Here is a 13056-nt window from a genome sequence, read left to right on the forward strand (position 1 = left end):
ATGCGTTACCGGCTTTACTACTGGACCGGCATCCAGGGCCGCGGCGAGTTCGTCCGCCTGGCGCTGGAGGATGCCGGCGCCGACTATGTGGACGTCTGTCGCGTGCAGGGCGATGCGGCCATGCAGCCTTTCCTGGCGGGCAAGGCGTCCGGCACGCGTCCATTCGCGCCACCGTTCCTCAAGCACGGCCGCCGGGTGCTGGCGCAGACGGCGGCGATCCTTGCCTATCTGGCGCCGCGGCATGGCCTGGTGAGCACCGCCGAAAGCGCGCGCTGGAAGGCGCATCAGCTGCAGTTGACCATCGCCGACCTGGTCACCGAGGTGCACGACACCCACCATCCGATCGCCGCGAGTCTCTATTACGAGGACCAGCGCGAGGCGGCGCTGGCCCGGGCCAGCGCCTTCCGGCGCGAGCGGCTGCCCAAGTACCTCGACTATGGCGAGCAGATGCTGGCGGCCGGCGGCGGCCGGTACCTGCTGGGCCGGCCTACCTATGTCGATCTGTCGCTGTTCCAGCTGATGGCCGGGCTGGACTATGCCTTTCCCCGCGCGATGCGGCGGCTGCGCCGGCGGACCGTGCGTCTGCGCGCGCTGGCCGCGCGGGTGGCCGAGCGGCCGCGCATCGCCGCCTACCTCGCTTCGCCACGGCGGCTCGCGTTCAACGAAAACGGCATCTTCCGCCACTATCCCGAACTCGACGACTGACCGGCTCAGAACAGCGCGATCACCACCGCGCCGGCGACGATCAGGCCGCCGCCGATCAGGAGCGGCAGGCTCGGTTTCTCGCCGAGGAACACCAGCGCCAGCACGATCGCGATGGCCACGCTCAGCTTGTCGATCGGCGCCACCCGACTCACCGGCCCGAGCTGCAGCGCGCGGTAGTAGCACAGCCATGACAGCCCGGTGGCCAGCGCCGAGAGCACCAGGAAGGTCCAGCTCTTCCACGAAGCCGGCTCGGGCCGGGCCCATTCGCCGCGCACGCTGATGAGAACGGCGGTGAACAGCACGATCACCACGGTGCGGACGAAGGTGGCGAGATTGCTGTTCATGCCGGCCACGCCGAGCTTGCCGAACAGCGCGGTGAGCGCGGCGAAGAACGCCGAACCCAGCGCATACGGCAACCAGCTGGCGCGCCACGTCATGAAAAACCGGCTCAGTCGCCGCTGGAGGAGGCCGCCGCCGGCGGGCTCTTGCCCCATTCCAGCAGCTTGTACATGGCCGGGTTGTCCGGCCGCTTGCCGTGTTCGTCGACCATCCGCCCCTGCGGGTCGACCATGTAGGTCTGCGGCACGCCGCCGCGCGGCGTGATCACCACCATGTAGACCTGCCCGCTGCGGCGGTATTCCTGGATGGTGGTGTCGCCGCGCCGATGCACGCTCACTTCCGGCATCTCGTCCGTGGTGGCCGGCGACGGCTGCGTGGCGGGGGCCGGTGCCGGCGTGGCGGCCGGCGTGGCCTGGGCGGGCTTCACAGGGCTGGCCTTGACGCCCGGATCGTCGATGCCCGGCGGCGGCAGTCCCGGGCCCGGCGGCGCGGTCTGCGCCGTGGCGGCGCAGGCGAACGCGAATCCGGCAAGCGGCAGCAGAGGAATCTTCATGGCGGGCTCCTTGGCGTGCCGCCAAGCATAACAGCGCGGCTTGCGCGCATCGGAGGCGGCGCGGAAGGCCGTGCGAGAATGGCGGCATGCCCAAGCTCGTGCTGATCGACGGTTCCTCGTATCTCTATCGCGCCTTCCACGCGCTGCCGCCGCTGTCCAACGCGCAGGGCGAACCGACCGGCGCGCTGTTCGGCGTGGTCAACATGCTGCGCGCCACGCTGAAGGCGGCGCCGGACTACCTCGCCTTCGTCGCCGATGCGCCCGGGCCCAACTTCCGCAACGAGCTGTATGCGGCCTACAAGGCCAACCGGCCGTCGATGCCCGAGGAGCTGCGCGCCCAGGTCGAGCCGATGCTGGCCATCGTCGAGGCGCTCGGCGTGCCGATCCTGCGCATCCCGGGGGTGGAGGCCGACGACGTCATCGGCACCCTGGCCGAGCAGGCGCACGCGCAGGGCATCGAGGTGGAGATCTCCACCGGCGACAAGGATTTCGCCCAGCTGGTACGGCCCGGCATCACCCTGGTCAACACCATGACCAACACGGTCACCGACACCGCGCGGGTGATCGAGAAGTTCGGCGTGTCGCCCGAGCGGGTGGTCGATTTACTCGCCCTGACCGGCGACAGCATCGACAACGTGCCCGGCGTGCCCAAGTGCGGGCCCAAGACCGCCGCCAAGTGGCTGGCCGAGTACGGTTCGCTCGATGGCGTCATCGCCCATGCCGACGAGATCGGCGGCAAGATCGGCGAGTCGCTGCGCGCGGTGCTGCCGCAGCTGCCGCTCTCGCGCGAGCTGGTGACGATCAAGACCGACGTGCCGCTGGAGCTGCCGGTCACCGCGCTGGTGCGCCGTGCGCCGGACGTGGACGCGCTGCGCGAGCTCTACACCCGCTATGCGTTCAAGGCCGCGCTCAAGGAGCTCGAGGCCGGAGACACCGGTGCCGCCGCCGCTTCGGCGCCTGCCGCGACCGCCGCGGACGAGCTTCCCGCCACGGCAGCGGCGCCGCCCGGTCGCTACGAGCTGGTGCTGACCTGGGAGCAGTTCGACGCCTGGCTCGACAAGCTGCGCGTGGCGCCGCTGATCGCCTTCGACACCGAGACCACCAGCCTGGACGCGATGCGCGCCGAGCTGGTGGGGCTGTCCTTCGCGGTGGAGGCCGGCGCGGCCTGCTACATCCCGGTCGCGCACGAGCATCCCGGCGCGCCGGCGCAGCTTCCCCGCGAGGCGGTGCTCGCCGCGCTCAAGCCGGTGCTGGAAGACCCCGCCCGGCCCAAGCTCGGTCAGCACGCCAAGTACGACATCAACGTGCTCGCCGGCTATGGCATCACTGTACGTGGCCTGGTCCACGACAGCATGCTCGAATCCTACGTGCTCGACCCCACCGCCACGCGGCACGACATGGATTCGCTGGCCAAGAAATATCTTGGCCTGAGCACGGTCAAGTACGAGGACGTCGCCGGCAAGGGCGCACGGCAGATCGGGTTTGCCCAGGTCGCGCTGGAGGATGCCTGCCGCTATGCCGCCGAGGATGCCGACGTCACGTGGCGCCTGCACCACGCGCTGTGGCCCAGGCTCGAGCGCGAGCTCGGGCTGCGCAAGGTGTACGAGGCGATCGAGATCCCGCTGGTGCCGGTGCTGGCCGGCATGGAACGGCGCGGGGTGCTGATCGACGTGTCCTCGCTCAAGCGCCAGAGCCAGGAGCTCGGCCGCCGCATGCTGGAACTGGAGCGGCAGGCCCATGCCGCCGCCGGCTGCGTGTTCAATCTCGATTCGCCCAAGCAGCTGCAGGCGGTGCTGTTCGACCAGCTCGGTCTCGCGCCCAGGCTCAAGACCCCGACCGGCCAGCCCTCGACCAACGAGGAGGCCCTGGCCGCGCTCGCCGACCAGCATGCGCTGCCGCGCATCGTCCTCGACTACCGCGCGCTGGCCAAGCTGCGTTCCACCTATACCGACAAGCTGCCGGCGATGGTCAACCCGCGCACCGGCCGCGTGCATACCAGCTACCACCAGGCCGCGGTGGCGACCGGACGGCTGTCCTCGTCCGATCCCAACCTGCAGAACATCCCGGTGCGCACGGAGGAAGGCCGGCGCATCCGTCAGGCCTTCATCGCGCCGCCCGGTTGGCGGGTGCTGGCCGCGGACTATTCGCAGATCGAGCTACGCATCATGGCGCACCTGTCCGGTGACGAGGGCCTGCTCGAGGCCTTCCACGCCGGCGGCGACATCCATCGCGCCACCGCCGCCGAGGTGTTCGGCGTCGAGCCCGCGCAAGTCAGCGCCGAGCAGCGCCGCGCCGCCAAGGCGATCAACTTCGGCCTGATGTACGGCATGAGCGCATTCGGCCTCGCACGTCAGCTCGGCATCGAGCGCCCCGAGGCGGCGCAATACATGGCGCGCTACTTTGCCCGCTATCCGGGCGTGCATGCCTTCATGGAAGCCACCCGCGAGCGTGCGCATCGTGACGGTTACGTCGAGACGCTGTTCGGCCGCCGGCTGTATCTGGAAAACCTCAAGTCGCGCAACCAGGCCCTGCGCGCCGGCGCCGAACGTGCCGCGGTGAACGCGCCGATGCAGGGCACGGCCGCCGACATCATCAAGCGCGCGATGATCGCCGTGGCCGCCTGGCTTGAAGATCGCGACGACGCGCACATGCTGATGCAGGTGCACGACGAGCTGGTGTTCGAGGTGCGTGCCGACGCGGTCGAAACGGTGCGTGCGGCGATCGTCGAGCGCATGTGCGGTGCGGCGCAGCTCGCGGTGCCGCTCTTGGTCGAAGTCGGCGTCGGTGCGAACTGGGACGAGGCGCACTGAAGGCTCAGCGCATGAATTGCCGCTAAACCCGCCCCGGCGGCCAGGCAACTTTCCGCCGGATGCCCGGTCTCACTTATCGGATGCACGCAACGGCATCCGCACGGAATCCGTTTTCTCTCTCCTTGGACGGATTCCAGCTCAAGACGCGGATCTCCTCCCCAAGATCCGCGTTTGCCGGCCCCGGAGGCGCCCCCCTTCGCCTCCGGGGCTTTTTTTGTCCGCAGCTGGGTCGCATGCCTGTCTGTCATGCGCAGGGACTAGTTTCGTTGACGTCGGTCAAGCCGTGCACTGGTGCCCGCGCGGACAATCAGGATCCGGCTTTGACATCAGCGTGTGGAGGTTTGCCCCGTGGCCGAATGGATACCCGCAGCCCGTTCCATCGATCCGCACGTGCATGCCACCTGGGCCCGGCTGTGGGCCTCGTTGTCGCCCGAGTCGATGGGATCGGCCTGGCTGGACTGGGCCGCGCATCTGGCCACCTCCCCGGGTAAACGGCTGGATCTTCTGCATCTGGCGTCCGAGCAGGCCACCCAGCTGGCGATGTATCTGGCCCAGACCTGGGGTATGGGACCGGCCGGCCTGCGTGCGCCGGTGGAGCCGCCGGCGCAGGACCGGCGCTTTGCCGATCCGGCCTGGCAGCGCTGGCCGTTCAACCTGCTGCACCAGTCCTTTCTGCTGCAGCAGCAGTGGTGGGAGGCGGCCACCGCCGACGTCTGGGGCGTGGAAAAACACCATCGCGACGTCACCGCCTTCGGTGCGCGCCAGTGGCTGGATCTGCTCTCCCCCGGCAACCTCCTGTGGACCAACCCGGTGGCGCTGGAGCGCACGCTGCGCGAAGGCGGCGCCAACCTGCAGCGCGGCTTCATGTACTTCCTCGACGATCTTTCCCGCGCCTGGTCCGGCCGCCCGCCCGCCGGCGCGGAGAACTTCGTCGTCGGCCGCGACGTCGCGGTGACGCCGGGCAAGGTGGTGCTCAGGAACCGGCTGATCGAACTCATCCAGTACGCGCCGACCACGCCCAGCGTGCATCCGGAGCCGGTGCTGATCGTGCCGGCGTGGATCATGAAGTACTACATCCTCGATCTCTCCCCGCACAACTCGCTGATCCGTTACCTCGTCTCGCAGGGCCACACGGTGTTCTGCATCAGCTGGAAGAATCCGACGGCCGAGGACCGCGACCTCGGCATGCAGGATTACCTCGACCTCGGTGTGCGCGCCGCGCTGGCCGCGGTGAACGCGATCGTGCCCGGACGCAAGGTGCATGCCACCGGCTACTGCCTGGGCGGCACCCTGCTCGCCATCGCCGCCGCCGCGATGGTGCGCGACGGCGACGAGCGCCTGGCCACGATGACGCTGTTCGCCGCGCAGACCGACTTCAGCGAACCGGGTGAACTTGGCCTGTTCATCGACGAGAGCGAGATCAGCCTGCTCGAGGCGCAGATGGCGGAAACCGGCTACCTGCGCGCGGACCAGATGGCCGGCGCGTTCCAGATGCTGCGTTCCTACGACCTCCTGTACTCGCGCATGGTCAACGAATACCTGCTCGGCGAGCGCCGGCCGATGAACGACCTCATGGCTTGGAACGCCGACGCCACGCGCATGCCGGCGCGCATGCATTCGGAATACCTGCGCCAGTTGTTCCTGGAGGACGCGCTCAGCGAGGGCCATTTCAATGTCGACGGCCGGCCGGTGTCGCTGGTCGACGTCGAATGGCCGACCTTCATGGTCGGCACGCTCACCGACCACGTCGCGCCGTGGCGCTCGGTGTACAAGCTGCACCTGCTCAGCCCCGCCGAAATCACCTTCGCGCTGACCAGCGGCGGCCACAACGCCGGCATCGTCAGCGAGCCTGGCCATCCGCGTCGCAGCTACCGGCTGCGCACGCGGCCGGCCAACGGCACCTATCTTTCCCCCGACGAATGGCTGGCCACCACGGAAGAGCGCCCTGGCTCGTGGTGGCCGGCATGGACGGACTGGCTGCGCGCGCATTCGGGCACCCCCGGGGTGGCGCCGCCATCGCTCGGGACGCCAGAGCAGGGCTATCCTGCGCTGGCGGATGCGCCCGGACAGTACGTGCGCGAGCGTTGACGAGAAATGCGCGCTGTTTCGACTACACCGCCGTTTGGCCTTGCCAACTCTTTCAGGCCGCCGGACGACCGCGGCATGGATGCCTCACCCGCAACCGGAGGGTTTCAATCATGACTAACCAGAACGATCTGGCACTCCAGCTGTACAAGGCGAACCTGGAGTTCTACCTGCGTCTCGGCCGCCTGCTGCAGGAAAACTCCAAGCGCTGGATGGAACTCGGTACCCGCATGCTCGGCGACAGCATCGCCGAGTTCAGCGCCGAAGTGGAGCAGCTGCTCAAGTCGCAGGACTGGCAGGCCCTGGCCACCTTGCCCGGCGAGATCTTCTGGCGCCAGCTGCAGCAGCGCATGGGCGATGATCAGACCATGGCGCAGCTGGCGCTCAATGCGCAGACCGCCTTCGCCCGCGGCCTGCAGGACGCCCTCAAGCATTGGCAGGAAGCCACCGCGCAGGCCTTCGGCGGCGTCTACGATGCCGACACGCTGCGCACCAATTTCGGCGAATTTTTGAAGCCGTGGAAGGATCTGACCGCTGCCGCGGCCTCCGCCGCCTCCTCGATGCAAAACAACCCGACGGGAGGCACGCGTGGCGAAGGCAAATGAGCGTACCGCGTTGATCACCGGCGGCATGGGTGGGCTGGGTACCGCCATGGCGCGCGCGCTGGCCGATGCCGGCCATCGCGTGTTGGTCACCCATGCCGCCGCCGACGGCGATGCCGCCGCCTGGCTGCAGGCACAGACGGACGCCGGCTACAGCTTCACCGCCTACGATGTCGACGTGGCCGACTTCGATGCCTGCCAGCGCATGGCGGCGCAGATCCATGCCGACGGCCATACGGTGGACATCCTCGTCAACAACGCCGGCGTCACCCGCGACGTCACCTTCCACAAGATGACCAAGGAACAATGGGACCAGGTGCTGCGCACCGACCTCGATGCCGTGTTCAATGTGACCAAGCCGTTCTGCGAGGACATGGTCGCGCGCGGCTGGGGACGCATCGTCAACATCTCCTCGGTCAACGGCAGCAAGGGCCAGTTCGGGCAGACCAACTATGCCGCCGCCAAGGCCGGCATCCACGGCTTCACCAAGTCGCTGGCGCTGGAACTGGCGCGCAAGGGCATCACCGTCAACACCGTTTCGCCGGGCTACACGGAAACGCGCATGGTCACCTCGATGCCCAAGGCGGTCCTGGACCAGATCGTGGCCCAGGTGCCGATCGGCCGGCTCGGCCGGCCCGAGGAGATCGCCGCGCTGGTCGCCTTCATCTGCAGCGATGCGGCTGCCTTCATGACCGGCAGCAACGTGGCCATGAACGGTGGATTGCACATGTATTGACCTTGCGCCGGCACCAGGCGCCGGCGTTTCGTCCCCTTCCCTTGGCGTGTGACCCTCTGCCGTGACGAATACGACTTCCGCCGCCTCGCCGGCGCTGCCGCCTTTGCGCAACCGTACGTTCGATGAGATCGCCGTCGGCGACGAGGTGAGCCTCGAACGCACGCTGACCGGCGAGGATCTCGCCTGGCTCGCCCTGCATTTCGGCGGCATCGACCCGACGCGCCTCGATGCCGCCTGGCGGCCGAGCCTTGCCGGCACCTTCGCCAATGCGCTCTGGAGCGGGGCGCTGGCGGTGGCCGCGCTCGGTACGCGCCTGCCGGGGCCGGGCACGGTCTGCCTCGAACAACGCCTGCGTTTCCCGACTCCGCTCGCGCCGGGCGATCGTCTGCAGTTGCATCTGGAGGTGACCTCGCGCGACGAGGCCCGGCGCCAGGTGACGCTCGCCTGCCGCGGCAGCAAGGCCGACGGCAGCGTGGCGATCGAAGGCGAGCTCGTCGTCGCCGCGCCGGCGCAGTCCATCGCCCTGGACCCGGCCTGCCTGTCCGACCTCAAGACCGATGCCGGCGGCGGGCTCGAGCGCCTGCTCGCGCACGTGCGCCCGCTCGGCCGCATCCGCATGGCGGTGGTGCATCCGTGCAACGCGCTCAGCCTGTCCGCCGCGCTGGAGGCACGCGACGCCGGGCTCATCGAGCCGGTGCTGGTCGCCCCGCGCGCCAAGCTCGAAGCGGTGGCCGCCGAAGCCGGGCTCGACTTGAGCGGTCTGGCGATCGAGGACGTGCCGCACAGCCACGCCGCCGCCGAACGTGCCGCGGCGCTCGCCGGTCGCGGCGAGGTGGAGGCGCTGATGAAAGGCAGCCTGCACACCGATGAGCTGATGAGCGCGGTGCTCGCGCCACAAGCCAATCTGCGCACCAAGCGCCGCGTCAGTCATTGCTTTGTGATGCAGACGCCGGCCTATCCGCGGCCGTTCATCATCACCGACGCGGCGATCAACATCGCGCCCGACCTGGAACAGAAAGCCGACATCGTGCGCAACGCCATCGAGCTGGCGCAGACGATCGGCGTCGAGCGGCCGAACGTCGCCATCCTCGCCGCGGTGGAAACCGTCTCGCCGTCGATGCCGGCCACGCTGGACGCCGCGGCGCTGTGCAAGATGGCCGAGCGCGGGCAGATCACCGGCGCCGTGCTCGACGGCCCGCTCGCCTTCGACAACGCGGTCTCCGCCGCCGCCGCGCAGATCAAGGGCATCGCCTCGCCGGTCGCAGGCCGCGCCGACATCCTCGTCGTGCCCGATCTGGAAAGCGGCAACATGCTGGCCAAGCAGCTCGAATATCTGGGCCAAGCCGCCAGCGCCGGCATCGTGCTCGGCGCGCGGGTGCCGATCGTGTTGACCAGCCGCGCCGACCCGCGCGATTCGCGCATCGCCTCCTGCGCGCTCGCCGTCCTGCTCGCCCATCGCTACCGGAACCTGCCGCCATGAATCCGATCCTGGTGCTCAACTGCGGCTCGTCCAGCATCAAGTTCGCGCTGTTCGACGCCGGGACGCCGACGCTGCCGCGCCGCCCGCGCTGGAGCGGCGCGGTGACCGGCATCGGCAGCGACGACGCCCGTTTCGCCGTCAGCGGCGGCGGGGAGGAAAAGCTCAGCCTGGGCCGCGAGCGGCCTTCGCACGATGCGCTCGGGGTGATCCGCACGCGCGTGCAGCAACACCTGGCCGGACGGGCGCTGGGTGCGGTCGCGCACCGCGTCGTGCACGGCGGCAACAAATACTTCGAACCGGCGCGCGTGGACGCGCACGTGCTCGCCGACCTCCGGGGCTACATCCCGCTCGCACCGCTGCACCAGCCCTTCGCGCTGGAGGCGATCGAGGTGCTGCTCGCCGAGCATGCCGAGCTGCCGCAGGTGGCCTGCTTCGACACCGCCTTCCACCGCAGCATGCCCAAGGTCGAACAACTGCTGCCGCTCGGCCGCGACGACTGGGCGCGCGGCCTGCGCCGCTACGGCTTCCACGGGCTGTCCTACGCCTATCTCGCGGTGGCGCTGGCCGAGCGCCACGGCGATGCCGCGCGCGGCCGCACCATCGCCGCGCACCTGGGCAGCGGCGCGAGCCTGTGCGCCATGCAGAACCTCGCCAGCGTGGCCACCACGATGGGCTTCTCCGCGCTCGAAGGGCTGATGATGGGCACGCGCTGCGGCGCGCTCGATCCGGGCGCGCTGATCTACCTCATGCAGATCGAGAAGCTCGATCTCGACCAGGTCGCCGACCTGCTCTATCACCGCTCCGGCCTGCTCGGCGTCTCGGGCATTTCCGCCGATCCGCGCGTGCTGTTCGAGCGCGAGGCCGACGACGAGCACGCGCGCGATGCGCTGGCCCTGTATGTGCGCCGCATCGTGCGCGAGATCGGCGCGCTCACCGCCGTGCTCGGCGGCTTGGACATGCTGGTCTTCACCGCCGGCGTCGGCGAGCACAGCGCCGAGATCCGCCGCCGCGTCTGCGCCGACCTGCGCTTCCTCGGCGTGCGTCTCGACGATGACGCCAACGCCGTCAACGCGCCGATCATCTCCACCGCCGACAGCAAGGTGCGCGTCGCGGTCGAGCCCACCAACGAAGAGTGGATCGCCGCCGAAAGCGCGCGCAAGGTGCTTGGGTCCGCTTGAGCATCACGACTTTCCGTTGACATCCGCCTGCGCTACATAGCCACTTCCACACCACGAGAAGGAGGGGAGTCCATGCGCGCAGCGCTCATCGTCATCGGCATCATCCTGCTGGTCGCCGGCATCTGGGTCACCGTCGGGCATGGCAGCTACCAGCAGACCGACACCAAGGCGCAGATCGGCTCGGTGAAGATCGAGGCCACCGAGGACCATGCCATCCCGCGCTGGGTGGGTATCGCCGGCATCGTGGTCGGCGGCGTGCTCGCGGTGGCGGGTTTCGCCCGCAAGGGTTGACCGGCCGCGCCAGCTTGCTGCGCAGCGGGCGGCGGCCTGCGTGTCGCCGCCCGCTACAATGGCGCGATGGATGTCACGCATTGGCTCGACGGGCTCAACACCGCGCAACGCGAGGCGGTGGCCGCGCCGCCGGGGCACTATCTGGTGCTCGCCGGCGCGGGTTCGGGCAAGACCCGCGTCCTCACCCACCGCATCGGTTGGCTGATCGAGGCGACCGGCGCGCCGCCGTGGTCGATCCTCGCGGTCACCTTCACCAACAAGGCCGCCGGCGAGATGCGCGGGCGGCTGGAAAGCCTGCTCGGCGCGTCGGCCAACGGGCTCACCGTCGGCACCTTCCACGGCATCGCGCACCGGCTGCTGCGCCGGCACTGGCGCGAGGCCGGCCTGCCGGAAAGTTTCCAGATTCTCGATGCCGACGATCAGCAGCGACTGGCCAAGCGCGTGATCGCCGGGCTCGGGCTGGATGAAGCGAAGTTTCCGCCGCGCCAGGCCGCCTGGCAGATCAACCACTGGAAGGAGGAAGGCAAGCGCCCGGACGCGATCGAGCACCGCGAGCATCCGCTCACGCAGACGCTGGTGCGCATCTATGCCGCCTACGAGGAAGCCTGCCGCCGCGCCGGGCTGGTCGATTTCGCCGAGCTCCTGCTGCGCGCGCACGAGCTGTGGCTGCGGCAGCCGGCGCTGCTCGCGCATTACCAGCAACGCTGGCGGCATCTGCTGGTCGACGAGTTCCAGGACACCAACGCGCTGCAATACGCGTGGATCCGCGTGCTCGCAGGTAACAGCGGGCAGGTGTTCGCGGTGGGCGACGACGACCAGTCGATCTACGGCTGGCGCGGTGCGCGGGTCGAGAACATGCAGCAGTTCCTGAAGGATTTCCCCGGCGCGCGCACGCTCAAGCTGGAGCAGAACTACCGCTCCACCGCGACCATCCTCGCCGCCGCCAACGCGGTGATCGCGCGCAACGGCAACCGGCTGGGCAAGGAACTGTGGACCGCCGGCGAGCAGGGCGAGCGCATCGCGCTCTACGCTGCCTACAACGAGCAGGACGAGGCGCGCTTCGTCGTCGAGCGCATCCGCGAATACGTGGCCGCCGGCGGCCGCGCCGGCGACTGCGCCATCCTTTATCGATCCAACGCGCAATCGCGCAACTTCGAGGAACAGCTGGTCCAGCGCGGCATGCCGTATCGCGTCTACGGCGGCCAGCGCTTCTTCGAGCGCGCCGAGGTCAAGGACGCGCTGGCCTACCTGCGCCTGACCGCCAATCGCCACGACGACGCCGCCTTCGAGCGCGCGGTGAACACGCCGCCGCGCGGCATCGGCGAGCGCACGCTGGACGTGCTGCGCCGGCGCGCACGCGGCGAGAACACTTCGCTGTGGGAAGCCGCGCTCGGCGAGCTCGCCGCCGGCAGCGAACTGGCCGGCCGGGCGAAGAACGCGGTCAAGGCGTTTCTGGCGTTGATCGAGGACATGGCGCGCAGTTTCCACGTCGAAGCCGGCCTCGCGCTCGCCGAGCAGGTCGAGCACGCCATCGTCCACACCGGGCTGCGCGACTTCTACGAGAAGGACAGCCGCGGCAACGCCGAGTCGCGCACCGAGAACCTGGACGAACTGGTCAACGTCGCCAGCCGCTTCGTGCCGACGCCGGAGGATCTCGACGCCGGCCTTTCGGAACTGGCCGCCTTCCTTGCGCACGCCGCGCTCGAGGCCGGCGAAGGCCAGGGCCAGGCGTGGGACGACTGCGTGCAGTTGATGACGCTGCACACCGCCAAGGGCCTGGAGTTTCCGCTGGTGTTCCTGGTCGGTCTGGAAGAAGGCCTGTTCCCCAGCCAGCGCTCGGTGGAAGACGAGGGCCGGCTGGAGGAGGAACGCCGGCTCGCCTACGTCGGCATCACCCGTGCGCGCGAGAAGCTGGTGATCAGCTATGCCGAATCGCGGCGCATGCACGGCAGCGAAATGCTGGCGCGGCCCTCGCGCTTCCTCGCCGAACTCCCCGCCGAACTGGTCGATGAAGTGCGCCCGCGCGTGCAGGTGAGCCGGCCGTTCTATGCCGGGCGTTTCGCCGAAGCCGGTTCCGTGCCGGACGAGCCGCTGCCGGTCAGGCTCGGCCAGCGCGTGAGTCATCCGAGCTTCGGCGAAGGCGTGGTGATCGCCGCCGAGGGCGCCGGCGCGCATCTGCGCCTGCAGGTCAATTTCGAGGGTGCCGGCAGCAAGTGGCTGGTCGCCGCCTACGCCAATCTCACGCCGCTCTGAAAGCCGGCGTGACGGGCATAAGGA

Annotated in this window: 11 protein-coding genes; 9 read left to right on the forward strand and 2 right to left on the reverse strand. The window is 69.4% G+C overall.

The features are described from left to right. Entirely contained in the window at window positions 1-705 is a 705-nt protein-coding gene (locus tag ALSL_RS00660; RefSeq protein WP_126535701.1) for a glutathione S-transferase, read from the forward strand. A gap of 5 nt (window positions 706-710) precedes the next feature. On the opposite strand, the gene ALSL_RS00665 is transcribed toward ALSL_RS00660, so the two are convergent. Together ALSL_RS00665 and ALSL_RS00670 are read right to left on the reverse strand one after the other, a co-directional pair. Further along, complete coding sequence (locus ALSL_RS00665; RefSeq protein ID WP_126535703.1) at window positions 711-1142, reverse strand: EamA family transporter; 432 nt, start codon at window positions 1140-1142, stop codon at window positions 711-713. 11 nt (window positions 1143-1153) lie between these two features. Continuing rightward, window positions 1154-1597 carry a DUF2782 domain-containing protein gene (locus tag ALSL_RS00670; protein WP_126535705.1) on the reverse strand — a complete coding sequence of 148 codons (444 nt, stop codon included), beginning with the start codon at window positions 1595-1597 and terminating at the stop codon, window positions 1154-1156. An 86-nt stretch (window positions 1598-1683) separates the two neighbouring features. Between ALSL_RS00670 and polA the strand changes: the two genes are divergently transcribed. The 8 genes from polA (at window position 1684) to uvrD (ending at window position 13032) form a co-directional block, all read left to right on the forward strand. Then, on the forward strand, window positions 1684-4407 hold the full coding sequence (gene polA / locus ALSL_RS00675) for a DNA polymerase I (RefSeq protein ID WP_126535707.1): 2724 nt from the start codon (window positions 1684-1686) through the stop codon (window positions 4405-4407). Between the two features lie 390 nt (window positions 4408-4797). Continuing rightward, window positions 4798-6495 (forward strand): PHA/PHB synthase family protein, encoded by a 1698-nt coding sequence (locus ALSL_RS00680; RefSeq protein WP_231700247.1) that lies wholly within the window; start codon window positions 4798-4800, stop codon window positions 6493-6495. A 110-nt stretch (window positions 6496-6605) separates the two neighbouring features. Continuing rightward, entirely contained in the window at window positions 6606-7097 is a 492-nt protein-coding gene (locus ALSL_RS00685; RefSeq protein WP_126535709.1) for a phasin family protein, read from the forward strand. A 25-nt stretch (window positions 7098-7122) separates the two neighbouring features. Further along, entirely contained in the window at window positions 7123-7830 is a 708-nt protein-coding gene (gene phbB, locus ALSL_RS00690; RefSeq protein ID WP_126539934.1) for an acetoacetyl-CoA reductase, read from the forward strand. Window positions 7831-7891: 61 nt separating this feature from the next. Beyond that, window positions 7892-9310 (forward strand): bifunctional enoyl-CoA hydratase/phosphate acetyltransferase, encoded by a 1419-nt coding sequence (locus ALSL_RS00695; protein ID WP_126535711.1) that lies wholly within the window; start codon window positions 7892-7894, stop codon window positions 9308-9310. After that, window positions 9307-10488 carry an acetate/propionate family kinase gene (locus ALSL_RS00700; RefSeq protein WP_126535713.1) on the forward strand — a complete coding sequence of 394 codons (1182 nt, stop codon included), beginning with the start codon at window positions 9307-9309 and terminating at the stop codon, window positions 10486-10488. Before ALSL_RS00695 ends, ALSL_RS00700 begins: the two co-directional genes overlap by 4 nt. A 72-nt stretch (window positions 10489-10560) precedes the next feature. Continuing rightward, complete coding sequence (locus tag ALSL_RS00705; RefSeq protein WP_126535715.1) at window positions 10561-10779, forward strand: hypothetical protein; 219 nt, start codon at window positions 10561-10563, stop codon at window positions 10777-10779. A 66-nt stretch (window positions 10780-10845) separates the two neighbouring features. Then, complete coding sequence (uvrD, locus tag ALSL_RS00710) at window positions 10846-13032, forward strand: DNA helicase II (RefSeq protein ID WP_126535717.1); 2187 nt, start codon at window positions 10846-10848, stop codon at window positions 13030-13032. Window positions 13033-13056 lie beyond the last annotated feature (24 nt).

This window comes from Aerosticca soli (assembly GCF_003967035.1).
GTDB classification, from domain to species: Bacteria; Pseudomonadota; Gammaproteobacteria; order Xanthomonadales; family Rhodanobacteraceae; genus Aerosticca; species Aerosticca soli.

Excerpts from the sequence above, each read along its gene's own strand:
- ALSL_RS00660 (WP_126535701.1), top strand. The coding sequence starts at position 1 with ATGCGTTACCGGCTTTACTACTGGACCGGCATCCAGGGCCGCGGCGAG.
- ALSL_RS00665 (WP_126535703.1), bottom strand. The coding sequence starts at position 1,142 with ATGACGTGGCGCGCCAGCTGGTTGCCGTATGCGCTGGGTTCGGCGTTC.
- ALSL_RS00670 (WP_126535705.1), bottom strand. The coding sequence starts at position 1,597 with ATGAAGATTCCTCTGCTGCCGCTTGCCGGATTCGCGTTCGCCTGCGCC.
- polA (WP_126535707.1), top strand. The coding sequence starts at position 1,684 with ATGCCCAAGCTCGTGCTGATCGACGGTTCCTCGTATCTCTATCGCGCC.
- ALSL_RS00685 (WP_126535709.1), top strand. The coding sequence starts at position 6,606 with ATGACTAACCAGAACGATCTGGCACTCCAGCTGTACAAGGCGAACCTG.
- phbB (WP_126539934.1), top strand. The coding sequence starts at position 7,123 with ATGGGTGGGCTGGGTACCGCCATGGCGCGCGCGCTGGCCGATGCCGGC.
- ALSL_RS00700 (WP_126535713.1), top strand. The coding sequence starts at position 9,307 with ATGAATCCGATCCTGGTGCTCAACTGCGGCTCGTCCAGCATCAAGTTC.
- ALSL_RS00705 (WP_126535715.1), top strand. The coding sequence starts at position 10,561 with ATGCGCGCAGCGCTCATCGTCATCGGCATCATCCTGCTGGTCGCCGGC.
- uvrD (WP_126535717.1), top strand. The coding sequence starts at position 10,846 with ATGGATGTCACGCATTGGCTCGACGGGCTCAACACCGCGCAACGCGAG.